The organism is Pseudomyxococcus flavus, assembly GCF_050038885.1.
Lineage (GTDB): Bacteria > Myxococcota > Myxococcia > Myxococcales > Myxococcaceae > Myxococcus > Myxococcus flavus.
The window spans coordinates 3,898,495-3,921,653 of the sequence record NZ_CP143624.1 but is presented as its reverse complement, the minus strand read 5'-3'; the positions used below and the strand labels follow the sequence as shown (position 1 = coordinate 3,921,653).

The 23,159-nt window shown below is 67.8% G+C and carries 25 protein-coding genes; 13 read left to right on the top strand and 12 right to left on the bottom strand.

The features are described from left to right. The first annotated feature begins 6 nt into the window (after positions 1–6). Complete coding sequence (locus tag VZL07_RS16515; protein ID WP_426756498.1) at positions 7–303, top strand: hypothetical protein; 297 nt, start codon at positions 7–9, stop codon at positions 301–303. A gap of 103 nt (positions 304–406) precedes the next feature. Here VZL07_RS16515 and ychF read toward each other — a convergent pair whose 3' ends face one another. From ychF to VZL07_RS16485, 6 genes are all read right to left on the bottom strand, one after another. Next, positions 407–1,516 carry a redox-regulated ATPase YchF gene (ychF, locus tag VZL07_RS16510; protein WP_426756497.1) on the bottom strand — a complete coding sequence of 370 codons (1,110 nt, stop codon included), beginning with the start codon at positions 1,514–1,516 and terminating at the stop codon, positions 407–409. 51 nt (positions 1,517–1,567) lie between these two features. Further along, complete coding sequence (atpF, locus tag VZL07_RS16505) at positions 1,568–2,122, bottom strand: F0F1 ATP synthase subunit B (protein WP_426756496.1); 555 nt, start codon at positions 2,120–2,122, stop codon at positions 1,568–1,570. A 131-nt stretch (positions 2,123–2,253) separates the two neighbouring features. Beyond that, positions 2,254–2,484, bottom strand: a complete 231-nt coding sequence (locus VZL07_RS16500; protein ID WP_426756495.1) for an ATP synthase F0 subunit C — start codon at positions 2,482–2,484, stop codon at positions 2,254–2,256. A gap of 151 nt (positions 2,485–2,635) precedes the next feature. Next, on the bottom strand, positions 2,636–3,676 hold the full coding sequence (gene atpB / locus VZL07_RS16495) for a F0F1 ATP synthase subunit A (RefSeq protein WP_426756494.1): 1,041 nt from the start codon (positions 3,674–3,676) through the stop codon (positions 2,636–2,638). Next, the gene (locus VZL07_RS16490) at positions 3,676–4,083 is read right to left on the bottom strand and encodes a hypothetical protein (RefSeq protein ID WP_426756493.1); all 408 of its coding nucleotides are present in this window, start codon (positions 4,081–4,083) and stop codon (positions 3,676–3,678) included. The genes atpB and VZL07_RS16490 overlap by 1 nt, the downstream gene beginning before the upstream one ends. Then, on the bottom strand, positions 4,080–4,346 hold the full coding sequence (locus VZL07_RS16485) for an AtpZ/AtpI family protein (RefSeq protein WP_426756492.1): 267 nt from the start codon (positions 4,344–4,346) through the stop codon (positions 4,080–4,082). The genes VZL07_RS16490 and VZL07_RS16485 overlap by 4 nt, the downstream gene beginning before the upstream one ends. A 408-nt stretch (positions 4,347–4,754) precedes the next feature. On the opposite strand from VZL07_RS16485, the gene VZL07_RS16480 reads away from it, so the two are divergent. The 3 genes from VZL07_RS16480 (at position 4,755) to VZL07_RS16470 (ending at position 8,766) form a co-directional block, all read left to right on the top strand. Beyond that, positions 4,755–5,273: a YbhB/YbcL family Raf kinase inhibitor-like protein gene (locus VZL07_RS16480; RefSeq protein WP_426756491.1), complete on the top strand. Its 519-nt coding sequence runs from the start codon at positions 4,755–4,757 to the stop codon at positions 5,271–5,273. A gap of 169 nt (positions 5,274–5,442) precedes the next feature. Further along, positions 5,443–8,070, top strand: coding sequence for an ATP-binding protein (locus tag VZL07_RS16475; RefSeq protein ID WP_426756490.1), 2,628 nt, complete (start codon positions 5,443–5,445; stop codon positions 8,068–8,070). A gap of 57 nt (positions 8,071–8,127) precedes the next feature. Then, entirely contained in the window at positions 8,128–8,766 is a 639-nt protein-coding gene (locus VZL07_RS16470; RefSeq protein WP_426756489.1) for a hypothetical protein, read from the top strand. 15 nt (positions 8,767–8,781) lie between these two features. On the opposite strand, the gene VZL07_RS16465 is transcribed toward VZL07_RS16470, so the two are convergent. Together VZL07_RS16465 and hemL are read right to left on the bottom strand one after the other, a co-directional pair. Next, positions 8,782–11,010 carry a serine/threonine protein kinase gene (locus VZL07_RS16465; RefSeq protein WP_426756488.1) on the bottom strand — a complete coding sequence of 743 codons (2,229 nt, stop codon included), beginning with the start codon at positions 11,008–11,010 and terminating at the stop codon, positions 8,782–8,784. Continuing rightward, entirely contained in the window at positions 10,994–12,289 is a 1,296-nt protein-coding gene (hemL, locus tag VZL07_RS16460; RefSeq protein ID WP_426756487.1) for a glutamate-1-semialdehyde 2,1-aminomutase, read from the bottom strand. Before hemL ends, VZL07_RS16465 begins: the two co-directional genes overlap by 17 nt. A 249-nt stretch (positions 12,290–12,538) precedes the next feature. Here hemL and VZL07_RS16455 point away from each other — a divergent pair, with 249 nt between their 5' ends. From VZL07_RS16455 to VZL07_RS16440, 4 genes are all read left to right on the top strand, one after another. Further along, positions 12,539–13,516, top strand: coding sequence for an aldo/keto reductase (locus tag VZL07_RS16455; RefSeq protein WP_426756486.1), 978 nt, complete (start codon positions 12,539–12,541; stop codon positions 13,514–13,516). Positions 13,517–13,530: 14 nt separating this feature from the next. Then, complete coding sequence (rraA, locus tag VZL07_RS16450) at positions 13,531–14,028, top strand: ribonuclease E activity regulator RraA (protein WP_426756485.1); 498 nt, start codon at positions 13,531–13,533, stop codon at positions 14,026–14,028. A 254-nt stretch (positions 14,029–14,282) separates the two neighbouring features. Further along, entirely contained in the window at positions 14,283–14,465 is a 183-nt protein-coding gene (locus VZL07_RS16445; protein ID WP_426756484.1) for a helix-turn-helix domain-containing protein, read from the top strand. Positions 14,466–14,670: 205 nt separating this feature from the next. Then, the gene (locus VZL07_RS16440) at positions 14,671–15,231 is read left to right on the top strand and encodes a hypothetical protein (protein WP_426756483.1); all 561 of its coding nucleotides are present in this window, start codon (positions 14,671–14,673) and stop codon (positions 15,229–15,231) included. Between the two features lie 543 nt (positions 15,232–15,774). Here the strand turns inward: VZL07_RS16440 and VZL07_RS16435 are convergent. Both VZL07_RS16435 and VZL07_RS16430 read right to left on the bottom strand, forming a co-directional pair. After that, a complete protein-coding gene (locus tag VZL07_RS16435; RefSeq protein WP_426756482.1) occupies positions 15,775–16,011 on the bottom strand; it encodes a hypothetical protein in 237 nt (78 codons plus the stop codon). Between the two features lie 287 nt (positions 16,012–16,298). Further along, positions 16,299–16,559: a hypothetical protein gene (locus VZL07_RS16430; protein WP_426756481.1), complete on the bottom strand. Its 261-nt coding sequence runs from the start codon at positions 16,557–16,559 to the stop codon at positions 16,299–16,301. A gap of 405 nt (positions 16,560–16,964) precedes the next feature. Here VZL07_RS16430 and VZL07_RS16425 point away from each other — a divergent pair, with 405 nt between their 5' ends. Beyond that, on the top strand, positions 16,965–17,147 hold the full coding sequence (locus tag VZL07_RS16425; protein WP_426756480.1) for a helix-turn-helix domain-containing protein: 183 nt from the start codon (positions 16,965–16,967) through the stop codon (positions 17,145–17,147). A gap of 40 nt (positions 17,148–17,187) precedes the next feature. Here the strand turns inward: VZL07_RS16425 and VZL07_RS16420 are convergent, their stop codons facing one another. Continuing rightward, positions 17,188–17,835: a DUF3226 domain-containing protein gene (locus VZL07_RS16420; RefSeq protein ID WP_426756479.1), complete on the bottom strand. Its 648-nt coding sequence runs from the start codon at positions 17,833–17,835 to the stop codon at positions 17,188–17,190. Next, positions 17,836–18,960, bottom strand: a complete 1,125-nt coding sequence (locus VZL07_RS16415) for an AAA family ATPase (protein ID WP_426756478.1) — start codon at positions 18,958–18,960, stop codon at positions 17,836–17,838. A gap of 471 nt (positions 18,961–19,431) precedes the next feature. On the opposite strand from VZL07_RS16415, the gene VZL07_RS16410 reads away from it, so the two are divergent. From VZL07_RS16410 to VZL07_RS16395, 4 genes are all read left to right on the top strand, one after another. Beyond that, complete coding sequence (locus VZL07_RS16410; protein WP_426749769.1) at positions 19,432–20,757, top strand: IS701 family transposase; 1,326 nt, start codon at positions 19,432–19,434, stop codon at positions 20,755–20,757. A gap of 683 nt (positions 20,758–21,440) precedes the next feature. After that, positions 21,441–21,746 (top strand): helix-turn-helix domain-containing protein, encoded by a 306-nt coding sequence (locus VZL07_RS16405; RefSeq protein ID WP_426756477.1) that lies wholly within the window; start codon positions 21,441–21,443, stop codon positions 21,744–21,746. A gap of 99 nt (positions 21,747–21,845) precedes the next feature. Beyond that, positions 21,846–22,124: a hypothetical protein gene (locus VZL07_RS16400; RefSeq protein ID WP_426756476.1), complete on the top strand. Its 279-nt coding sequence runs from the start codon at positions 21,846–21,848 to the stop codon at positions 22,122–22,124. Positions 22,125–22,450: 326 nt separating this feature from the next. Then, positions 22,451–23,113, top strand: a complete 663-nt coding sequence (locus VZL07_RS16395) for a hypothetical protein (RefSeq protein ID WP_426756475.1) — start codon at positions 22,451–22,453, stop codon at positions 23,111–23,113. Positions 23,114–23,159 lie beyond the last annotated feature (46 nt).

The window sequence follows — 23,159 nt, the reverse complement described above, 5'->3', positions numbered from 1 at the left end:
AGCGCCGTGGACACTCGACGCGCCTATCCTCGTTTCGCCATCGCCTCGCTGCTGGGCAACATCGCCTTCCTCGCCTCGTGGGCGGTGGTGCTGATGCGTCCCTCGGGCTGGCAGGTGATTGGCCCCATCCTGCTCGGCCTGTTCCTCGTCCTGCGCGTGGGCGGCATGTGGCTCTTCGCCTCGCGCCACCCGGTGGAGGAGCGCCCCCGCATGCGGCGCACGGCGACCTTCACCACGGTGCTGGCGCTCATCGCCGTGGGCATCTGGGTCTACACCGTGCTGAGCGGACCGCGCGGCCTCTGAGCGCCCTGGGAGCAAGCCCCTGAAACGGCTCGCGGGCGCCGCCTCCGGACCTCCCGGCCCGGAAGCACTGCGCCCGCGATGACGGCCGCGCGACGAACGAACGTCACACGTTGAAGCGGAAGTGCATGCAGTCGCCGTCCTGGACGACGTACTCCTTGCCCTCCACGCGCAGCATGCCCTTCTCCTTCACGGCGGACTCGCTGCCCAGCTTCACCAGGTCCTCCCAGCGCATCACCTCGGCCTTGATGAAGCCGCGCTCGAAGTCGGAGTGGATGACGCCGGCCGCCTGCGGAGCCTTGTAGCCCTTGAGGATGGTCCACGCGCGGCACTCCTGCTCGCCCACGGTGAAGTACGTCCACAGGCCCAGGAGCTTGTAGCCCGCGCGCACCACCTTGTGCAGGCCGGGCTCGGTCAGGCCCACGCTCTCCAGGAAGCCCGGGCGCTCCGACTCCGGAAGCTGCTGGATTTCGGACTCCAGCGCCGCGGCGAGCACCACGACCTCGGCGCCCTCCTTCGCGGCCATCTCCCGGACGGCGGCGACGTGGGGGTTGGCGTCCTCCTTGCCCAGCTCCCCCTCGCCGATGTTCGCCACGTACAGCACGGGCTTGTCGGTGAGCAGGAACAGGTCGCGGATGACGGCGCGCTCTTCCTCGTTCAGCTTCTGGGCGCGCACGGTGACGCCGTTGTCCAGGCCCGCCTTGATGCGGTCCAGCAGCGCCAGCTCGGCCTTGGCCTCGTCACCGACCTTGCCACCCACCTTGGTGTTCTTCTGGGTGCGCTCGCGGCGCTTGTCCACCGTCTCCAGGTCCTTGAGGCACAGCTCCGTGTCGACCACGTCCCGGTCCCGCACCGGATTCACCCCGCCCTCGACGTGGGTGACGTTGTCGTCCTCGAAGCAGCGCAGCACGTGGAGCACGGCGTCGACCTGGCGGATGTTGCCCAGGAACTGGTTGCCCAGGCCCTCGCCCTTGGACGCGCCGCGCACCAGGCCGGCGATGTCCACGAACTCCAGCGAGGTGGGCACCTTCTTCAGCGGCTTGATGAGCGCCGCCAGCTTGTCCAGGCGGTCATCCGGCACGGGCACCACGCCCACGTTGGGCTCGATGGTGCAGAAGGGATAGTTGGCCGCCTGCGCGCCCGCGGCCGACAGCGCGTTGAACAGGGTGGACTTGCCGACGTTGGGAAGCCCGACGATGCCGATGGAAAGACCCATGGTGATTCCCTGGAACACGCGCACCGGGGGGCGCGCTTCCCCAGAAGGGGATTAGGCCGTGCGGCGAACCGCGCCGGTGGTGCTGGAGCCGCCCAGCGGCAGGCCCTGCACGAACTGCTCGGCCAGCGCGCGCTGCTTGCTGTCGTCCATGCGCTCGCTGATGAGCTTGCCGGCCACTTCCATGGCCAGGTCGACCGCCATGGAGCGGACCTCGGCGATGGCCTTCGCCTTCTGCTCGTCAATCTCGCGACGCGCGCTCAGCTTGAGCTCCTCGGCCTCCTTGCGGCTCTTGGCCATGAGCTCCTCGCGGAACTTCTCCATCTCCTGCGTGTTGCGGCGCATCATCTCCGCGGCCTCGCGGCGGGCCTCGGCGATGGCCGTCTTCTGGTCGGCCAGCAACTTCTCCGCCTCGGCGCGCTCACGCTTGGCGCTCTCGATGGCGCTGGCAATCTGCTTCTCGCGCTCCTCCACCAGCGAGAGGATGGGGCCCCACGCCTTCGCCTTCAGGACGATGGCGACGATGACGAAGGTGACGAGGGTCCAGAAAATGAGGCCCGGTTGGACCTTCACGAGGTTACTGGCGGCGAGGACAGAGGGCAGGAACATGGCGGGATGTCCAGCGTGAGGGAGGGAGGCTGCGAAGACTTCGGTTGCTGCGGCCGGAGCGGCCGGCGCCCGAGGTGAACTTCCCTACGGGCACCGGCGACCTTCCGACAATGACTCGACCTGCGCTCGCCTTAGCTCTTGGTGGCGAGCAGGATGCAGACGACCAGCGCGAACAGCGTGGCGCCTTCGATAAGGGCCGCCGCGATGATCATCGTGGTGCGGATGTCACCGCCCGCGGCCGGCTGACGGCCCGTGGCGTCCATGGCGGCGGCGGCCAGCTTACCGATGCCGAGCGCGGCACCGATGATGGCGAGACCGGCACCCAGACCGGCGGCGAGGAAGGCAAGAGCGAGGTTGGTCATGGTGGCACTTCTTCTTTCGTAGCGTGGACCCGCTTGTGGGGGGGTCGTGAGGTCCCTTGAGGACTACCTCCGACGGCCTTTCGAACCGCCGGGTCTTCGACCGGGGCGCCCGACTCCAGCGCCCCGCTAACTCATACACAAAGCCCGCGGGCTACCCGCCCAGCATGTGGGCCTTGCCGTGGTCGTGGCTGGGGCCCGTCTCCGAGTGGCCGTGGCCCTCGGCGTGCCCGTGGTCGTGGTGGCCCATCGCCACGCTCATGCCGATGAACAGCGCCGACAGCATCGTGAAGACGTAGGCCTGCACGAAGGCCACGAACAGCTCGAGCAGATAGATGGCGAAGGCGAAGGGCACGCTCACCGCCGCCACCGCCGGGTGGCCGAGGATGAAGATGAGGCCCAGGAGGAAGAAGAGGACGATGTGGCCCGCCAGCATGTTGGCGAACAGACGCATCGTGAGGGCGAAGGGCTTGGTGAACAGGCCCAGCACCTCCACCGGAATCATGATGAACCACAGCGCCGGGTGCACGCCGCCCGTCAGGTGCTTCAGGTAGCCGCCCAGGCCCGCCGCGCGGATGCCGGCCACCTGGGTGACGATGAAGGTGCACACCGCCAGGGACGCGGTGACGGCCAGGTTGCCGGTGGCGGTCGCCATCCAGGGCACCAGGCCCAGCAGGTTCATGAAGAGGATGAAGAAGAACGCGGTGAGCAGGTAGGGCACGTACCGGGGGCCCTCCTCCTTGCCGATGTTCTTGATGGCCAGCTCGTCCCGGACGAACAGCACCAGCATCTCGATGAGGTTGGCGCCCGCGCCGCGCGGCACCAGCTTCGTCTTGTCGCGGTTGCCCCAGATGAACAGGGTGCCCAGGAGCAGCAGCGCGGCCAGCCACATCATGATGGTGTGCTTCGTGATGGACAGGTCCAGGCAGCCTTCCATCAGGCCCGGAATCTCCTGCCCGTGGTCCGTCATCCGGGGCGTGCACGCGCCTTCGCTGAACGGAATCAGAATCTGGGGCAGGTCCGCCGCGTGGATGGGGCTGCTGAGCGGGACCTCGATCTCCAGGTAGGGCGAGTCGACGACGTGGTGGAGGATGTACCCCGGCACGTCGTCTCCGCCCTGCTCCCCTCCGGCGGACCCCGCGGCCCACGCCGTGGCAGCGAACAGACTGGCGAACAGCACCATTGCCTTGCGCATCACTCGTCTCCGCCCGCCGATTCCTTCGACGCGGCCATCACGTAGCTCACTTCAATCCACTGCAGCGCGAAGTAGACGCCGAAGAAGCCGGCGATGAACGGCACCGCCGCCAGTCCCCGCGACACCACGCCCAACAGCCCCGCCAACACGCCCACGGCCCGAAGGCCAAAAATCACGCCGACCACCTTCAGCGCGGCGTTGAGGTCCTGCCGCACCGCCCGCCGCTTCAGCACCAGCGCCACCGCGCCCGTCACCGCCGCCAGCCCCACACCCCACAGCGCCGACACCCGGTCTTCCACCACCTGCGGCATCAGCGCCGCAAGCGCCAGCCCCACGACCGCCACGCCGCTCGCCAGCGCCGCATGACTCCGGAAGGAGTCCGCCCTACCTCCGCCCTGCGCCGTCACTTCCGTTTCCCCAGCCGGGCCATCTCATGGAGGAATCCATAGAAGCCCACGCAGATACCCACCAGGCTCATCACCACCATCAGCCAGGGCCCCGTCCCCAACCACCTGTCCAGCCAGTAGCCGCCCAGCACGCCCACCACCGCTCCGCCCACCAGCTTCCACACCGCCGCGACGTAGGGTTGCGCCGCCCGCATCTGCCGGGCTGTCTCACCCAGCTCGCTTCCGTCCGAACCACCCGGCTTCCGAGGCTCCTTCACTTCCATTCGGACGCCTCCCCAAACCCCGGGAAACCCTCGGTTTTCCAACCCCGCCAGACCCGACCCTCTACGCGCGGGCGCCGCTTAACACCGAACACGCAGCACACGCAACCGGTACCATGGGCGGCGGGCCCCCTGGCGCCAGTCACGATTGCCGCATCGGCAAGCTCAGCTATCGTCGATCTGCCCCGCACGAGGCCGCCCCTGGCCGCCCAACGCCTAGTGGGGATGCGCGCCCCCTCTGGGGGTCTGCCCGGGTGTCCCTCCGGGGGCCTGGCGCCGCGCACGGAGGGTGAAGCCCGCCCCATCGCTCCGGTGGCGACCGGCCAGGCGGTGCCCCTCCCCCTCCTCGGCGCCCGGGAGTCCGCGTCGCCAGCTTGCTCCAGACACGCTTCATCACACCTGGAGGACTCCATGCCGAAGCCGCTCGAGCTCACGTCCCCCCGCTTCAAGGACGGCGACCTCATCCCCATTGCCTACACCGGTGAGGGTGAGGACATCTCCCCGCCCCTCCAATGGACGGGCATGCCGGCCGGGACGAAGAGCCTGGCCCTCATCGTGGAGGACCCTGACGCGCCAGACCCGCGCAGCCCCCAGATGACCTTCTCCCACTGGGTCGTCTACAACATCCCGCCCTCCGCCCAGGGCCTGCCCGAAGGCGCCACACCGGACGTGCTCCCGGAAGGTACCCGGCAGGGGCTGAACGACTTCCGCCGCCAGGGCTACGGTGGCCCCATGCCGCCCATTGGCATGCACCGGTACTTCTTCCGCCTGTACGCGCTGGACACCGTCCTTCCGGACCTGGGCCGCGCCTCCCGTACCCAGCTCCGGGAGGCCATGGAAGGCCACATCCTGGGCGAGGCCGAGCTCATCGGCCTGTATACGAAGGTCCATCACCGGAGCGCGGAGTCCAACTCGGCCTCCCCGGCCTGAGGCCGTCCGGGCGCGCTCCCGGCGTTGTCACCTGGGGCCTGGCTGCCCTGCGCGGCCGGGCCCCTCCTCTGTGTAGGCCCCAGGCGGACCTCCGGGTTGTGGGATGGTGGGCGAAGTGACGGGCGGCCGATTTCTCACCACCAGTCCGGAGTGGAAGAGTCAGGCTGCCGTGAAAACCGCCGCCGCCCCTGGGGCTGCCTACGGCCCCTTCGAGTCCATGTCCGTGGGTGTCTGTGTCATCCGTGACGGCCGCTTCGTCTATGTGAACGAGGCGCTGGTGACGATGTCGGGGCGCCCGCGCGAAGCGGTGCTGGGCGAAGCGGCCACGCTGCTGGCGTCGACGGCGAGCGCGGCCGAGCTGGACACCCGCCATGCCCGCCGCAGGCGCGGCGAGCCCGTTCCCACCACCTACGAGACGATGCTGCGCACGCCCGAGGGCGAGCGGCGGGTGGAGCTGACCGTCATCCCGAGCGGCGCGGAGTGGGTGGTGCTGGTGCGCGACGTGTCGGCGCGAACCCGGCGCCGCAACGTGCTCCAGCGGCTGGCCGAGCTGGGGGCCAGCCTCCCTTCGCTGCGCACCGAGGCGGAGGTGCTCCGGCGGATGTTCTCCGGTGTGGAGGAGCTGGGACTGGCCTGCGCCTGGCTCTCCCCCGAGCACCTCGGGGTCCGGCTGGGACAGACCTTCGTGCCCCCGGACATGGTGCCACCGGACGCGGCCTCCCTGAGCGGGCGCTGGGTGCGCGATATCGTGGGCCAGTGGGCTCCGCTGCTGAAGCGCGCCTGGCGAGACGGCGCGGCCTTCTCGAATGAGCTCCCCCAGGAGGCCGAGCGCTTCCTCCGGGGGGCCCGAGGCGTGCTGGTGCGACAGGGGCTCCAGCGGGCCGGACAGACGCGCGCCATCGCGGTGCGCATCGACGTGGAGGGCCAGCCCCGGGCGATGCTCGCGCTGATGGCGGACTGGCTGCGCGAGGAAGAGCAGCCGCCGGTGCGGCTGTTCGGCGCGCAGGTGTCCGCCGCGCTGGACGCGGCGCTCACCATCTCCCGGCTGTCGGCGCAGAACACCGCGCTGGCGGCGCTCAACCGGCTGGCCTCCGTGACGGCGTCCGCGCCCCACCCCCAGGCGCTCTTCGCACCGGGCACGGACGAGATCGCGGACCTCCTGGGCTGCGACGCGGTGACGGTGCTCCTGCCCGCGGGGGACGGCGAGGTGGAGCTCGCCTACTCTCGGGGGCTGGAGGGCGAAGGCCCGGAGGACTTCACGCGGCGGTGGCACGCCAACGGGCTGTGCACGCAGGCGCAGCGCGAGGGCGTGCCGCTGGAGCGCGAGGTGGAGTCCTTTCCGGACGACCTGAGCGAGGCGCTGCGCAGGCAGGGCTTCCGCTCCGTGGTCATCGTACCGCTGCGCGTGCGCTCCCGGGGCGTGGGCACCCTGACGGCCCTCTTCCGCCGGCGCCGGCCCCTGACGCCGCTGGAGCGGGAGACGTTGCAGGCCATGGGCAGCCACTTCGGCGCGGCCATCGAGTCCCACCGGCTGCTGCACGAGCTGCGTGGCCGCGCGGAGGACCTCGCGCTGCTGCACGAGGTGGCCAAGGCCCTGGCGGCCACGCTGGAGCTGGACAAGCTGCTGCACATCGGCGTCACCAGCCTGGCGCGCATCGTGGACACGCAGGATGCCTATGTGTTCCTGCCGGATAGCTCGGGCGAGCGGCTCCAGCTGCGCGCGATGATGGGCGAGCACGCGGAGCTGCTCGGACGGACGCTGCCGCTTATCCCGGCCGACACATCCCTCGCGTCCATGGCGTTCCACGCGCGCGAGGTGGTGATGGTGGAGGACACCAGCTCCGACCTGCGCGTCAACGAGGAGGTCCGGCTCCTCCCCGACGCGCGGGCCTTCCTGGTGCTGCCGCTGGTGGTCCACGAGCGCCCCATGGGTGTGATGATGGCGGTGGAGACGCGGCGGCCCCGGCGCTTCACATCGGCGGAGGTGGAGCGGGCCAGCGCCATCGCCAACCAGCTCGCGCTGGCCCGCGAGGGCGCGCGGCTGGTGGAGGACCTGCAAGCCAGCTACGTGGAGCTGGCGCGGACGCAGGCCCAGCTGGTGCGCCGCGAGCGGCTGGCCGCGCTGGGCGAGCTGTCCGCGGTGGTGGCCCACGAGGTGCGCAATCCGCTGGGCGCCATATTCAACTCGGTGGCGACCATCCGCCGCATCGTCGGGCCGGACAGCGCGGCGGTGCCGCTGCTGGACATCGTCGGCGAGGAGTCGGACCGGCTCAACCGCATCGTCGCGGACCTGCTCACCTTCGCGAGGCCGCCCGCGCCGCACCCCTACGCCGTGCCCCTGTCCCCCCTGGTCGAGGACGCGGTGCGAGGTGCCCTGGCGGAAGCGCCGGGCCAGGTGCGCGTGGAGATGGACCTGGCGGACGACGTCCCCTCTGTGACCGTGGACGAGCGGATGATGCGCCAGGCCTTCCTCAACCTCGCCATCAACGCGGTGCAGGCCATGCCCCAGGGGGGAGTCCTGCGCGCGAGCGTCCGGCGCGCCCCGGGGACGCCCGAGGTCGAGGTGCAGTTCGCCGACAGCGGACCGGGCATCTCCCCCGACGTGCGGGCGCGCATCTTCGAGCCCTTCTTCACCACCAAGGCCAAGGGCACGGGGCTGGGGCTGGCCGTGGTGAAGCGCATCATCGAGTCCCACCAGGGCCGGGTGGACATGGAGTCCCAACCAGGCCAGGGCACCACGTTCCGGCTCTATCTCCCGCTGGACACTCCCGCCTCCGTGGCGCACGAAGGCTGGTAACGCATTCGAAGCTCATGCGTCCGGGGCGCAATTCCCCTCGGCAACCTCTACAACTTCATGCGCCTGTCCGCGGAGCTGACCTTGAAGGGGCGGCACACGGTGGTGTTTCTCTACCAGCCGCTGGCCATCAACACGGAGGTGGTGCTCCAGCGGGACGTGCGCATCGACGCGCTCGACTTCCCCGCGGGCACGCCGCTGGACGTGCGCTACAGCTTCCCGTTCTACCGGGCCAGCTACCTGTACGACCTGCTGTCCGGGCCAGACGGGGAGCTGTCCGTGGGCGTGTCACTGCAGCTGCGCAACGCGAGCTACGTCTTCACCTCCGCGGACGGCACGCTGCGCCGCACCGCGCGCGACGTGGGGCCGGTGCCACTGCTCAAGGTGCGCGGACGGTGGGGCCTGGGCGGCGGCTGGTGGGCGGGCTTCGAGGCGGACGGGAGCTACGCACCGACGGCCATCATCAATGGTGACAGTGACTCCAACACCACCGGCGCGCTGCTGGATGCGTCCCTGCGCGGAGGCGTGCGCATCACCGACAGCGTCGAGGCATTCCTCAACCTGCGCTACCTGGGCGGCGGCGCGCGCGGCACGTCGGACGACAACGAGGACGAGATTGGCGACGGCTTCACCAGCAACTGGATTGACACCGCCACCATCGGCCTGGGCTTCAGCTACCGGCTGCCTTCGGGAAGCTGACTTCCGGCCTGGGCATCAGGCCAGCGCCCACGCCAGCGCGAGCCCCAGGGCACAGGCGCCCGTGAACAGTCCCGCGGCAAGCCAGGCGCGTCTGCCGCGGAGCCACGTTCCGGAGGGACTCTCCGCCTCCATGACGGGAACCTCGTCGTCGCCGGTGATGGCGCGCACCAACTCCAACCGACGCGCCTCCACCGCCGCCGCATCCACCGCCTGCGAGATGTCCACGCCGAAGCCCACCTGCGTCTCGCGGGTGGCGCGGCGCAATGGCGCGGCAGGTGGCTGAGCCCTCGCGGGGCTCACCTCCGTCACGGTGACATCCTCGGATGCGGCGGCGCCGCGCGACGGCGCTCGGGCCGCTTCGGCGCGTTCGAGCGCGACCATCAACTTCGCGGCGTCAACGGCTTCGGTGGCCGCCGTGTCTCCGGCACCCACCTGTGCGGACTGGTCCACCGCTCCGCCGCGAGCGTCGCTCGTGGCGTGTGTCGTGCTGGCACCAACGGAGGAGGTCCCACGGCGCGGAGTGCCAGCGGGCTCGGGTTGCGCATGCATCGACTCGGAGGGAGACACCGCGCCACCACTGCGTCTCGGCTGAACGACGGTGGACTCCTCTGAGCCCCCATCACCGTGAGCGCTCGCCGCGCCGCCGCGCCCCGGCTGCACGACGGTGGACTCCTCTGAGCCCCCATCACCGTGAGAGCTCACCGCGCCCCCGCGCCCGGCCTGAGCGACGGCTGCCCTTTCGTCTGAAGCCCTGTGCGCTCTTGCCGCGCCGCCGCGCCCCGGCTGCACGACGGTGGACTCCTCGTCCTCGTCTCCGTACGAGCTCGCGGAGCTGCCCTGCTCCGGAGGAGCGGCGCCTGAGCCCCCGCCGCTGACGCCACCGCGAGCCTCCGCAGCGTCGGCGCGCTCCCCCGATGCATGGCTCCGATGTCCACGAGAAGCGCCGGCATCCACCACCGTCGCCTCATCCTCCGTGCCATACAACCGGGTGGCGTGTGCTCCTCGCGAAGCGCCCGACGCCGCCTGCGTCCGCGCATCCGGACCTCGCGCCGTGACGCCCATCGCCTCTGCCGGGTCGTCCTGCGCCGCAGGTCGAGGCCGTGCCCCGTCCTCGCTCGTTACCACCGCGGGTGAGGCATCGGCACGCTCGCCCGGAACGAAGTCCTCGGGGGCCTCGATGCCCCCATGCTCGAACGCCAGCGCCGTGGGAGGCACGAGCACCGCCGCCACCTCGGGCTCGGTGAGGGAGCGGGAGCGCTCCTCGCGCAGCAACTCCCGGAGCACGAGCTCCTCCGCCTTCTTCTCCCGGGGGAAGGCCCCCGAGATGAGCCGGGCGAGGTCCGCATCGGTCACATTCGGCGCCAGCTTCGCCTTCAGCCTCGCCAGCTCCGCGCCCATGGCCCCCGCGTCCGGGAACCGGTTGTCGGGCTCGGAAGCGAGCGCGCGCATCAGGAACGCGTCCACGCTGGACGGTACGCCTTGTCGGAAGTGTCCCGCCGGCTCCCACTGCGGATAGGCCGCGCGCCGCCATCGCTCCACCGGGTCTCCCCGCTGCGCCAGTGGCTTCCACGCGAACAACTCCCACAGCAGCGCGCCCACCGCGTACACGTCCGCGCGCCGGTCCACGAAGCGCTTCCGCGCCTGCTCCGGTGCCATGTACGTCAGGTTCCCGATCACCACCCGAGGCGCCGTCTGCTGCTCCTTCAGCGTGGACTGCGCCGCGCCGAAGTCGATGATCTTCACCTCGCCCGCGTAGCTGATGCACACGTTCGCCGGCGACAGGTCCCGGTGCACCAGGTGCAGCGGGTGGCCGGACTCGTCCGTCGCGTCGTGCGCATAGGCCAGGCCCTCGCAGAGCCGCTGGCCCAGCAGGAGCATGATGCCCAGCGGCAGCGTCCGGCCGAGCTGCCTCAGCCGGTACGTCAGCCGGCTGAGCGTCTTGCCCTGCACGTACTCCATGGACAGGTAGAGCTGCCCTTCCACCTCCCCCATCGCGTACACGCGGGCGATGTTCGGGTGATGCAGCCGCACCACCACGCGGGCCTCGTCCCGGAAGCGGCCCGCGAACTGGGGGCTCGCCATGAGCTGCGGGAGGACCTTCTTCACCACGCAGGCACGGCGAGGCGCCTCCTCGCGCGCGAGGAACACCTCTCCCATGCCCCCGGCGCCGATGCGGCGCACGAGGGTATAGGGACCGAAGCGAACGGGCCCCTCGAGGGGCGCGGGCTCAACCGGTCTTGCCAAGCGAACGGAAGGCCTTTCTCGCCGCCGCGAGCACGTGTGCGACTTCCGGCTCGCCAATGGCCAGCGATACGAACGCCGCCTCGAACTGGCTGGGCGGCAGGTAGACGCCCTCGTTCAGCATGGCGTGGAAGAACTGGCCGAAGCGCGCCGTGTCCGCCTTCTTCGCGCTGGTGTAGTCGTAGACGGGCTCGCCGGTGAAGAACACGGTGAGCATGCTGCCCACGCGGTTGATGGTGACGGGGACATCGGCGGCCCGCGCCTCGGCGAGCAGCCCGACCTCCAGCATGCGGCTCACCTCCTCCAGCCGCGCATAGGTGCCAGGCGCGGCCAGGGCCTTGAGGCACGCCAGGCCCGCGGCCACCGCCACCGGGTTTCCCGACAGCGTGCCGGACTGGTACACCGGCCCCGCGGGCGCCACCTTCTCCATGATGTCGCGACGGCCGCCGTACGCACCCAGCGGCATGCCGCCGCCAATCACCTTGGCCATGGTGGTGAGGTCCGGCTCGAGGCCGTACAGCTCCTGCGCGCCGCCACGCGACAGCCGGAAGCCCGTCATCACCTCGTCCAGCACCAGCAGCACGCCGTGCCTCCGGCAGAGCGCCTGCAGGCCTTCGAGGTAGCCCGGCTTGGGGACCAGCACCCCCATGTTGCCCACCACCGGCTCGATGATGGCGCAGGCGATGTCCTTGCCCTTCTCCTCGAAGATGCGCTCCACGGCCGCCAGGTCGTTGAAGGGCGCGGTGAGCGTGAGCTTCGCCAGCGCCGACGGCACGCCCGGCGAGTCAGGCAGGCCCAGCGTCTCCACGCCGCTGCCCGCCTTCACCAGGAACGGGTCGCCGGCGCCGTGGAAGCAACCCTCGAACTTGAGGATGTGCTCGCGGCCGGTGAAGCCACGCGCGACGCGGATGGCGGCCACCGTGGCCTCGGTCCCGCTGGAGACCAGCCGCACCATCTCCACCGCGGGCATGGTGGCGCAGATGAGCTCCGCGAACTCGACCTCGCCGGCATGTGGCGCGCCGTAGGACGAGCCCCGGCGGGCGGCGTCGATGATGGCGTCCACGATGGGCGGATACGCGTGGCCCAGGATGAGCGGCCCCCAGCTCCCCACGAGGTCGACGTAGCGGTTGCCGTCCACATCCGTGAGCCAGGCGCCAGCGCCTTCACGGAAGAAGACCGGGTCACCGCCAACGCCTCGGAAGGCGCGCACCGGAGAATTCACTCCGCCGGGGATGCGTGCCTGCGCGCGAGCGAAGAGGGCCTGACTGTGAGCGTGGTTCATGGCGCGTTCCATAACATGTGGCACGAGACAGCTCGTGTCCTCGCACGCCCGCCCCCATGCTCCCCGCTTCTTCGTGCCGTCGCCGACGCATTATGGACACTCCCCGGCACGACGGAAGAAACCGCCTTCTCGCCAAATCTGACTAAATTGGATTGTTTCAGCGGCGACTCCCGAATCCCCGCAGGGACATTTTGACCTGCACCCATCCCCGGGCCCAGTTAGGTACGCCGGCTACGGGAGAAACAAGCCATGCCCCAGATGAAGCTCGAAGCACGCAAGGCGCTCGGTACGACGGGCCTCCAGGTGTCCCCGCTGTGCCTGGGTGGGAATGTCTTCGGTTGGACCGCCGACGAGGCGACCTCGTTCGCGGTGCTCGATGCCTACCTCGAAGGCGGCGGCAACTTCATCGACACCGCGGACGTCTATTCGAGCTGGGCTCCGGGCAACCGGGGCGGCGAGTCGGAGACGCTCATCGGCAAGTGGATGAAGTCGCGCGGCGCCCGAGAGCGCGTCGTCATCGCGACCAAGGTGGGCTCACAGACCGAGCTGGGCAAGGGCCTGGGCCGCGAGCACATCCAGCGCAGCGTGGAGGCCTCGCTGCGCCGGCTGCAGGTGGACGTCATCGACCTCTACTACGCGCACTATGAGGACCCGGAGACGCCGGTGGAGGAGACGATGGCGGCCTTCGACGCGCTGGTGCGCGCCGGCAAGGTCCGCGCGCTGGGCGCGAGCAATCATTCCCCGCAGCGGCTCACCGAGTCGCTGGAGGTATCCAAGCGCGACGGCCTCTCCCGGTACACGGTGCTGCAACCGCACTACAACCTCGTCGAGCGCAAGGCCTACGAGGCCTCCCTCCGGGAAATCTGCGAGCGGGAAGGGCTCGTGGTGGCGCCCTACTTCGCGTTGGCGTCGGGCTTCCTGACGGGCAAGTACCGCCAGGGCCAGCCGCCTCCGAAGTCAGCTCGCGCCGAGGGCGTGCTGAAGCAATACGGCAACGCGCGCGGGTGGGCGGTGATTGACGCGATGGAAGCTGTCACTCGCCGGCACCCGGGCGCGACGTTCGCCCAGGTCGCGCTCGCGTGGCTGGCCGCCCAGCCCACCATCGCGGCCCCCATCGCGAGCGCGACATCCGCCAGCCAGACGCAGGAGCTGCTGGGTGCGTTCACGTTGCAACTGACGCCGGAGGACCTCCGCGCCCTGGACGTTGCGTCCGCTCGCGAGGCCTGAGAAGGCTCGCGGCCATGAGCGCGTTCACGAGCTTCAAGACGGCCGACCTCTGCGATGCCCACGCGGGCTCGGCGCAGTTCCAGATTGCCGAGCCCGGGTTTCACGACTACGGCGGTGTCCGGACCTTCGCCGGTCCCATCAGCACGGTGCGCGCGCCCGAGGACAACTCCCTCGTGCGCAAGGCCCTGGAGGAGCCCGGCCAGGGCCGGGTGCTGGTGGTGGACGGTGGGGGCAGCCGCCGCTGCGCGCTCGTGGGAGACCAGCTGGCCCTGCTCGCCCAGCAGAACGGCTGGGCGGGCGTGGTCGTGAATGGCTGCATCCGCGACGCGGAAGACGTGAGCCGCATGCGCATTGGCGTCAAGGCGCTGGGCACCCATCCGCTCAAGAGCCTCAAGCGCAACGAAGGCCAGCGCGACGTGGAGGTCCGCTTCGCCGGAGTCGTCTTCCGTCCCGGCCACTACGTCTACGCGGACATGGACGGCATCATCACCTCCGAGTCGCCGCTGGGCTGAAGGCAACGCGCACCACCGACGGAGGTCGTGGCCAACCCGACGTGACAAGCCGGTCAAGAAGTGGTCCTGGCAGGAGTCGAACCTGCGGCCTCTCGGTTCGCAACCGGGGTGGGGCGGGTTGGCAGGAGTTCGCAGCCTCTGTCACCGGCTCGCAACCTACGGAAGGGATTGGCGCTCCCCAGGCAGCGAGGGTGGTGCCGGTTGGCACTGTTTCCACTGCTTCGACTGGCCGTGGTGCGCCGGTGGTGCGGAACATGGTGCGGCCGGTGGCCCCGCCGATGCTCACGGTGCGCGAGGTGGCGGAGGAGTTGGCCGTCTGCCGGGCCACCGTCTACGCGCTCCTCGAACGTGGGGAATTGGAACGGGTGTGGATCGGGAACTCCATCCGCATCCCGGCCGCGTCACTGGAGGCGCTCCTCGCGCGGGGACGGCGCTGATGCTTGGGCCGCTGGTTCCCAGTTCCTGGCCCTATAGCGGGAACCGGAACCGGTCGAGTTCTCATCATCTCGTCAGGCGTGGACCGCGTTCCGAGGGCGTCATGCTCGCGTGGCTCCGTTGACCTAGCCCGGCGCGGTGCGAAAGGCTGACCGCCCGTCGACAGCGCTGGAAATCTGCGCGCGACGAAAGGCGGAGGGAGCAGGCGTGGAAATCACACTTGGGTTCGCTGCGCTGTGGGCGGTCTGGTGGGCTTGGCGCGCTATGCGCACCAAGAGATTCCAGCGCGCGATGGACCTCCGGCGCATGACGATCCACAAGCGCCAAGACGTGTTTGCCGACACGTGGGAGTTCGATTTCGTCGAGATGGCGCTGCTATACGAGTACCGCGTCTTCGACTGGCCCCCAGTTGAGTCCAATAGCCTCTATGCGTTGCGCAGGTGCGGCGACTCACATTGGGAGGTGCAGCTCATGTGGGAAAGTGCGGAGGATCGGCTACGAGAGATCGATCGTGATGCCAAATCGTCCTTACCGATGAGCGAAGACGAGGTGAGCCGCCTTCGCGCGTCGATACGCAAGCAGCGCGACGGGTGGAGACAACTGGATGACCACATGGCCGCGCAGCTTGACACACACTACAAGCTTTTCCTCGCTAGCTACGAGCCGGTAACTCCGGACTTCCGCCTTGAAGATCTGTGGCGACGGATGACCGCCCTCAAACGCGAACGGGAGGCACGGGAGACGCTGAGGCAGGAGAGGGCGGTGTAGGTCGTAAACGCCGCAAAGCCATCCCGACTGATTCCATTCAGGGGTATTGGCGCGGAGGGGGAGTCTGCCGCGCCTGTGGACGCGGCGCAGCAACCCCGTCAGGAGGCGGCGCTGCCCGACCAGCCGCACTCCCTCAACCACCGTGCTCAGCAACACTAAGGGTCTTGGCGTACGTGAAGGGAGCAGGATGGGTGAGCGCGATTGTGGAGCACCTGGGGTTGCCCACGGCGAGTGCGCACCTGGCCCCTGCGCGAGGGCCGCCCCAGAACGCGTGGTGGGGGTGAACGCACTCCAGCCGTAGCCAAGGCACGCCAGCCAGCGGCCGAGCCCTCTCGGGAGCACAGCGTTGGCAGGGGTGTGCCTGAAGGGGGCTGCATGGTCGATCCACCGGAAAGGCGCATCGGCTTGAAGGCCCCCTCCAGCAGCCCTCTTCCCCCGCAGTGCCCCGGGCCGATCCCCGCCCGCAACAGTGCCCTCATCCTTCCTATTGGCACTGGCTCCTTACGATTGGCATTGCCGTTGGCAAGGGGATTCGGCGCCGTGTCACGCCTTCGCGTCTTCTGGCGCCTGCGTGTAGCTGGCCATCAGGGTGGCCGTGGTGATTCGGCGGGACTCGTCCGGTCCGCGCGCGAGCGTGAGGTGGTGGACTCTTCCCTTGCCGGGCACATCGACGCCCTTCAAGTCGATGTCCGTCACCGTCCAGGGACCGCCCGCAGGAGCGGAATTCTCGACCCATCGGGACCCGACGTACAGCTGCGTGGCTTCGTTGAGTGAACTCATGCCCGGGACTCTACCCATCCCTGTCTTTCGGGGAACGCCGCTCCTCTCGCCCTGCCCTTAGTCCAGGTCGCGCGTGAGGCTGACGACTCCTGTACGGTGGGCGTGCTCGGCCTCATCCACGGCTGCCTCGACGTCATCGCCGGCGGCCCGCTCGAAGGTTGTGTTGGGTGACGTGCGTCCTTGAGGATGGGCGCCCAGTCCGCTTCGAGTGCCCCCTGCCGCCCCCGACGGCGCGGACCTCCCGGCGAGGCGGGCGCTGACTACGCCCTGCGCCTGCACCACCGAGGTCAGCTCTCGGCGTCGTCCTTATCCTTGAAAGGCGCATACTTGGCCCTCAAGTCACGCATCGTGACGACCCGGGGGGCGCGGCCGTCAGCCATAAGCTTGACGGTGAGGATTCTGTCCTTTTCCGGAATGTCGACAGTGGCCCCGGTGGAGGCAACCACCTTCCAGATGGTCTGGCCGGCGGTGCCCTCTCCGGTGGCAGCGCTGTTCTCGGTCCACTCGGACCCAATTAGTGCTTCGGCGGTGGCGTCGTTCGGGCTCATGCCCGGGACTCTACCCGTCCCTGGCTTCCGGGGAACACCGCCCCTTTTCGCCCTGCATCCCCCCTCGATTGAGACCGCCCTCATCGCGCTCGCGGTGAGCCAGTTCCTGGTCCCCATCCTCAACGGGTTGCTGGCCCGGCGGCAGACGAAGCACGAGCAGTCCGTGGACCAGATGCCGCTGCTCGTTCTCTCAAGCAGGGGCGGAGCCGGGGCTGGAAGAGGAGAGCCCCGCCTTTGCCGCGACGGTGGAGGAGCCGGGGTGGGGCCGGTTGGCAGGGGATCGCAGGCCCTGGCACTGGCGCGCAACCTGCGGAAAGGACTGAGGCTTCCCAGGGCGCGGGGGCGGCGCCAGTTGGCACCGTTTCCACGGTTTCGACTCGCCGTGGTGCGCCAGTGGTGCGGAACATGGTACGTCTGGTGGCCCTGCCGCTGCTCACGGTGCGTGAGGTGGCGGAGGAGTTGGTCGTGTGCCGGGCCACCGTCTACGTGCTCCTCGAACGCGGGGAACTGGAGCGGGTGTGGGTTGGGCGGTCCATCCGCATCCCGGCCGCGTCGCTGGAGACGCTCATCGCCCGAGGGCGTCGCTGACGCGTTGCCGGTGGTTCCCGGTTCTATAGACGGTCCAAGCTCAATTCCCAGCTTTCAGAAATAGCCGGCGGAACCACCCAACGAATGCCTGTGCCTCAGGGCCATTGTGATTGAAGTAAGCGGCATCGATTGCAGCACCTAGCGGCCGCCCGGGTGCCTCTTGCCAAGCCAACCACGCGTGTATGCGGGCCTTCACAAGGGCAGTGTCCTTGAAAGAAGCTCCGTGAAGTCTAGCTTGGTCCGTTGCCCCAATAGAAAAATTCCAGCACTGATCTCCAGTTGGCACAAGGCGCGAGAGGAAATCCTCAAGAATACCTGCTCCACGGTTGTCGGGCATCACCCAAATCCCAAATAAAGAGTCAGGGAGGATGCCAGGCATAATCGTGCCGTTCGGTTCGGGTTCCTTGGGAAGACTGATCCCTATGCTCGATATTTTCTTCGACATCTCCGACCACCGGCCTTGAAGACTGGAGTCGGCATCAAGCACAACACCAACGCGGGCATAAGACTTGATGGCCACCGGAGCGGTTTCGAGCAATTGATCGATTCCGCCCGTGTTCTGTACCAAAGGGAGTTCCTTCGGCCCCTTCTTGTCGTCCCAGTCTATGCCGTGGCGCTTGGTGAGATTGATGATCGTCCATTGGTCGTCAGTACCCTCAACGAATAGGCGATGTGCAGAATCACGCATCTAGCGGACCTCGATGTGCTGATGGGCGGCAATCGTTAACTCTTGTGCTGAGTATCGAACCGTTGTGTCGCCTCCTCTGGAGAGCCGATGCAGACTGACCAAGTCAGAGCAAAGATCCGGCTCTTCCGAGACAAGCCATGCAAGACTTCTAACGCAGTCAAGGCTGTGGGTCGTTGCAAAGACCTGAATATCAAGAGTGGAAGCCATGCCGATAACGAGACGCCACATTTCAAGCATCACGGAGTGGTGAAGACCCGTGTCGATCTCATCGATAAGAAAATAGCCGCGCTCAGAGCGAGCGAGTGCCATCGTCAAGGCAAGAAGCCGACGGATTCCATCGCCCATGCTGCCAAGTGGAACTCGTTCAGCGAGTCCTGCCAGCTTGATTACAATGGCTCCTAACGATGCGTATCGAGGCGTGTCGCCCGTAAGAAATGCGATTCGCTCGACAGATGGTTCGATAATTCGCAGAGCGCTGATTACTTTCTCTTCGTCTTGAGTAAGGACAATTGAATCCCAAAGTTTGGCAAGTCGAAATGCTTCAAGAGATTCCGTTGTGAGGAAGGTTACAGGCGTTGGGGGAGTAGTTTGCTCCGGTGAAGGTTGGCCTACTGCGCGACGGTAGACAGACGGCGCACGAGGCAGGCCTCCAGATGGAGTCAGCGGCAGGATCTCTTGCCTGCCATCAAACGTGAGGAGGAGTGCTAGATCTTCCGATGGGGTCGATTCAAGCGTCTCCGGAAGGGGGAGGGCCTGTTGAGACGACCGCTCTCCAAGTGAAGTTGCAACTACCGCGCATTCGAAGGTGACTCGTGTGTCGCGCTCACCGGATAGGGCGAACGCTGAGCCTTCAGTGAACGTGTGGCCATGGAACAGATGGCTGATGTCAACTTCAGGCGATGAACGTTCCTCACCTTGCTGCAGAATGTACTCGCCGCGCCTGTTTGCACTGCGGCTGATCGCCATCAGGTTGGGACTTGCCGCTAGTAGCTCGACCGCTTCGAGAAAAGAAGTTTTGCCGGAGTTATTTGTCCCAACGAACAGATTGATGCGCGTCAGATCGGGCACCGAAAGGTTTCGGAATCCGCGGTAGTTTTTCAGGCCTAGGCTAGTAAAAAGTGCCATGTCCACCTCTGTAGGGCTGCTTAGCATCAGGCAGGAGGGGGCGCCAGAACTGGGAGCGGATGTTGCAGTGCAACGTGGCGGACGGATAAAGCCCTCCTCCGGTATTGGGCTTGTCGCCTATCCCGTCGGAGGGAGCCATCGGCGTGCCCTAGCGTACTTAGCCGCTTTGGCGAGCCTCCAAGCTCGCCGGCCCCTAATAGGCTACGCTCCGGGACATGGTTGGGCTACCCATGGCTTCCGGAGCCCCCAGGCTCTTGAAGCAGAGACCGATGGAGCATCTGTGCTCATCGACCCCTCGTCACCCGTTCTGATGCTCCGGGTCAGACTCGACTTTCGCCCTTTTGGGCTGTGTGGCCCAAGCAAGGGGGCGAGGGTAGGACGGGCTGAGGGTAGGAGAAGAGCGGCCATCGAGGCCAGCTGAGTGAGGTGTCCGGCAAGACACGCCTCCTCCAGCACCTTCGAGGTCTCCCGATGGCCGCCTCCCAGTTGTATGCACTGTTGCAAGTCTTGCAGCTGGTTCGGCCGGCATTTACTGAGCCCTCGTTCCTGCGCTTCCTGGTCCTGTTCGCCGGCTGGGTGAGCTGTGGCGGCACGCACGCGGTCACCGGGGCGCTGGTGGCCTCGGGCGTCGCGGGCGTGCAGCACCATGCGGCCTTCCATCGCTTCTTCTCGCGGGCTCGCTGGAGTGCGGACGAGGTAGGCCGACTGCTACTTCTGAAGCTGGCGGCCCTGGGGCCCGTGCGGCTGGTCCTCGACGACACCCTGTGCAGCCACAAAGGGCCGAAGGTTTTCGGCCTGGGCAGCCACCTGGATGCGGTGCGCTCCAGCCGGGCCGTGCATGTCTTCTGCTTCGGCCACGTCTGGGTGACGCTCGCGGTGCTGGTGCACGTCCCCTTTGCTTCGCGCCCCTGGGCGCTGCCCGTCCTCTTCCGGCTCTACCGCACCCAGGCCGAGTGCCAGAAGAAGGGCCTGCGGCACCGGAAGAAGACGCAGTTGGGCCGAGAGCTGGTGGAGCGTGTCCTCGCCTGGCTGCCCACCGGTTGCCTGGAACTCGCCGCTGACGAGGCCTACTCATGCAGCACCGTGCTCGAGGGCTTGCCGCAACGACTCATCTTCGTCGGCGCCATGCGCCCAGACGCCGTGCTGACTCGCCCGCGCACGCAGCGCTGCCGCTCGCCGAAGACGGGCCGGTGGCTGACGCGAGACGTGCCGGTGCCCAAGCCCGAGGCCCTCGCACGAGATGGCGCGCTGCCTTGGCAGCGGATGACGGCCTTTCTCTACGGCCAGTCGCGACAGGTGGACTGCAAGGAATTGGTGGCTCGGTGGAAGAGCGCGGCCGGAGCGCGGATGCTCAAAATCGTCATCGTACGGATGACGGGCGGCAGCCGGCCCCTGCGAGTCTTTTTCTGCACCGACGCCTCCCTCACCGCCCTCCAGGTGGTGGAAAGGTATGCTTTCAGGTGGAGCATTGAAGTGCTCTTCCGGGACTTGAAGCAGCTGCTCGGCTTCGCCGACTCGCGAGCCCGCCGCCGCCTGGCCGTGCTGCGCACCGCGCCCTTCGCAGGCTTGAGCTACACCCTGCTCGTCCTCTGGTACATGGAACTGGCCACCAGTTGGCAGCAGCTGAAGCTACCTCTGCGGCCCTGGTACACCACCAAGACCACTGTCAGCTTCGAGGATGTCTTGCGCCTGGCTCAATCCACCCTGGCCCGTACCCGCTGGCACTCGCCGCGTCGACTTCGCGCCAACTTACGCGCTGCCTCCCGTGCCACGCCCTCCCAAGGGCGCGCGGCGTAGACCTCCGCGCGCGCTCCCTCGCCCCAAAAGGGCGAAAGTCGAGTCAGAGGACGCGGGAGCAGACGGCGCGGATTCCCTCGGGCTCTCACTCTGGGAGACCTCGGAGGACTCGGGAGCGGGTCCGCGCGCCCGCTTGCTCGTGCCCTTGCGCCCCTTGCGCGCGCTCTCCTTGGCTTCCTCTTGGGCTTCGCCTCCCTGGGCACTCCACATGACCAGGGGAAGCCGTAGAGGGCCCGAGGCGAACAGGACGATGTCCCCGGAGCACTCGCCGCTTGTCGTTGGGTCCTCCACCGCGTTGTGCGGGGCCCACAAATGGGCGGGGCTCTCCTCGTTGCGAATCACGCGCCGCAGTTGCCCAAGACGTTCCGTTACCAGGGCCAGGATGGAGAAGATGCCCGAGGGAGCCTCTCTCTCGTGTGCGCCGTCTAGCGCCTTGTTGGCCATGAGATCCGCGAGGAGTTGAGCCCCCCGCGTAGCTCCCGTCACGGTGGCAAGTTCCAAGTCGACGCTAACCACCAGTGGGGCAGTGCTGAATCCGTTCTCTTCGGTCATGTAGGCCGTCCTTTTCGTCGGTTGGCGCCTGCTGCGCTGGTAGCTCAAGAGCTACCTCCGATCGAAGGTACCATGAGCCATGTAGTTCATGAACTGTGTAGCTCAAGAACGACCTTGGATAAGCCGGCGCCGTGCCCACAGGGAAGACTCCCACCAAGCGCGGTCGTTCCGAGGTCTGGACGCGAGGCCCGACAGCCCGCGCCATCAAGCGAGAGCTACGGCGCCTCGGAGAACGGCTCCGGCAGCTCCGGCTTGAGCGGGGCCTCACTCAGGAGCAGGCCGCCGAAGCGATCGGCGTTCACCCGAAGCACATCATCAAGATGGAGCAGGGGGGCGCAAACGTCACGGTGGCCACGCTGGTAGCCGCGTCCGTGGCGTTCAAGGTGCCACTCCGTGAGCTGTTCCCGGATTCTGATGAGGAGAACACCAGCAAGTGAGCAGGCCAGCGTCGAGCCACCCAGGGGCCCTAAGCCCTCGGTTGGGGGCTGGAATCGGCCCTTCGGTGCAGTGCCGGAGGGACGTAAGGAGCCGTAATCATGAGTGAAAACCTGGATACGCCCCCACCCCCCTCCCCCCGGCAGCGTCGGCGACGGCTGGCGAGCCTCGGGAACATCAAGACCGGGCTCGCCGACTGCCTCCGCGCGCTGGAAGACGGAACCATGGAGGCCAGCAAGGCACGGGCGCTCATCTACGGGTACTCGGTACTCGCCGGCATCATCCAGGGCACCGAGTTGGAGGAACGCCTCGCCAAGCTCGAAGCCGCAGCCAGGAACGAGGGCTCTCCCCGCGCGGGAGGACTGGCGTGCGCGCGGTAAAGCTGCGTTCCCGAATCGAAGCCCTGGAGCGTCGCGCAAGCCGGGATGCGCCCTCCCTGGCCGTGGTGGAACTGTATGAGGACGACGACATGACCTCGGCGGAGCGTTGGCTCAGTGAGTTCGAGGCCAGTTCCCCCCAGGGCGTAGCGGTGGTTATCCGGCTGTTGCTGCCTCGCCCAGCGGGAAAGCCTCCGGTCTGGGCATCGGCTGACAGCGGCCAGTCGCGATAGAAGAGCGCCGCGTGGGCACGCTTGGCCAGTCGGCCACGGTCCCCAGACGTGGCAGTCCACGCCCCTTCCATCTTCTGGGGAGTACCCGGGGCGTACATGGGAAGGAAGAAGCGAAAGACTCCACCATGGGCGAGCGCAGAAGCGGCGCTGGCCGAATGCAAGCGCCGCCTCGGCGATGCACGATGCGCGGCGGTACTGCGAGAACTCCGGCGGAAGGTCCATCGCCCAACGCGCCTACGCGAGACTGTGGCTCTCTGGGAGAGCTTGAAAGCGCTCGGGCCCGAACTGCGCGCCCTCAAGAACACCGTCAAGGCGTCGCGGGCCATCGAGAGCGAAGGAACCGGGCCGTATCCAGCGTCCCTGCGTGAGCAGCTCGAAGATTCGTGGGAGGAACTGGAGAATGCGCCTGTGGGGCCTGCCGCAGTGCGCGCCTTGCTTGAACGGCTGGAGCCTTGGCTCCGTGAGGGAGACGAACTTCTGAAGGAGGCCAACCGAATCAGGCCGAGAGGTGAAATCACGGGAAGCAATGCGAAGGAGACAACGGCAATTGCCCGCTACCTCGTCACAGTGTCTTCAAAAGAAGGATGGTCCATCACGAAGACCATCGCGGCACTCTTGGAGGTAGCGCACGGCAGCCAGTTGCCGCATGCCCCGGATGCCCGAGACTCCGCCTGGGAGCAGCGCCTTGAAAAATGGAAGAAGGCACTGGAGCGAGCGAAGGCAAGCGCATCCTCGGGCCGAACAACTCGGGGGCGCTGACCAACTGACCAATGAATTGAGGGGGGACAACCCCTCCACGAATCCG

Excerpts from the sequence above, each read along its gene's own strand:
- VZL07_RS16415 (WP_426756478.1), bottom strand. The coding sequence starts at position 18,960 with ATGGCACTTTTTACTAGCCTAGGCCTGAAAAACTACCGCGGATTCCGA.
- VZL07_RS16455 (WP_426756486.1), top strand. The coding sequence starts at position 12,539 with ATGCCCCAGATGAAGCTCGAAGCACGCAAGGCGCTCGGTACGACGGGC.
- VZL07_RS16470 (WP_426756489.1), top strand. The coding sequence starts at position 8,128 with ATGCGCCTGTCCGCGGAGCTGACCTTGAAGGGGCGGCACACGGTGGTG.
- VZL07_RS16480 (WP_426756491.1), top strand. The coding sequence starts at position 4,755 with ATGCCGAAGCCGCTCGAGCTCACGTCCCCCCGCTTCAAGGACGGCGAC.
- atpB (WP_426756494.1), bottom strand. The coding sequence starts at position 3,676 with ATGCGCAAGGCAATGGTGCTGTTCGCCAGTCTGTTCGCTGCCACGGCG.
- VZL07_RS16485 (WP_426756492.1), bottom strand. The coding sequence starts at position 4,346 with ATGGAAGTGAAGGAGCCTCGGAAGCCGGGTGGTTCGGACGGAAGCGAG.
- hemL (WP_426756487.1), bottom strand. The coding sequence starts at position 12,289 with ATGAACCACGCTCACAGTCAGGCCCTCTTCGCTCGCGCGCAGGCACGC.
- VZL07_RS16445 (WP_426756484.1), top strand. The coding sequence starts at position 14,283 with ATGGTGCGGCCGGTGGCCCCGCCGATGCTCACGGTGCGCGAGGTGGCG.
- rraA (WP_426756485.1), top strand. The coding sequence starts at position 13,531 with ATGAGCGCGTTCACGAGCTTCAAGACGGCCGACCTCTGCGATGCCCAC.
- VZL07_RS16400 (WP_426756476.1), top strand. The coding sequence starts at position 21,846 with ATGAGTGAAAACCTGGATACGCCCCCACCCCCCTCCCCCCGGCAGCGT.
- VZL07_RS16395 (WP_426756475.1), top strand. The coding sequence starts at position 22,451 with ATGGGAAGGAAGAAGCGAAAGACTCCACCATGGGCGAGCGCAGAAGCG.
- VZL07_RS16430 (WP_426756481.1), bottom strand. The coding sequence starts at position 16,559 with ATGAGCCCGAACGACGCCACCGCCGAAGCACTAATTGGGTCCGAGTGG.
- VZL07_RS16500 (WP_426756495.1), bottom strand. The coding sequence starts at position 2,484 with ATGACCAACCTCGCTCTTGCCTTCCTCGCCGCCGGTCTGGGTGCCGGT.
- VZL07_RS16420 (WP_426756479.1), bottom strand. The coding sequence starts at position 17,835 with ATGCGTGATTCTGCACATCGCCTATTCGTTGAGGGTACTGACGACCAA.
- atpF (WP_426756496.1), bottom strand. The coding sequence starts at position 2,122 with ATGTTCCTGCCCTCTGTCCTCGCCGCCAGTAACCTCGTGAAGGTCCAA.
- VZL07_RS16435 (WP_426756482.1), bottom strand. The coding sequence starts at position 16,011 with ATGAGTTCACTCAACGAAGCCACGCAGCTGTACGTCGGGTCCCGATGG.
- VZL07_RS16410 (WP_426749769.1), top strand. The coding sequence starts at position 19,432 with ATGGCCGCCTCCCAGTTGTATGCACTGTTGCAAGTCTTGCAGCTGGTT.
- ychF (WP_426756497.1), bottom strand. The coding sequence starts at position 1,516 with ATGGGTCTTTCCATCGGCATCGTCGGGCTTCCCAACGTCGGCAAGTCC.
- VZL07_RS16425 (WP_426756480.1), top strand. The coding sequence starts at position 16,965 with ATGGTACGTCTGGTGGCCCTGCCGCTGCTCACGGTGCGTGAGGTGGCG.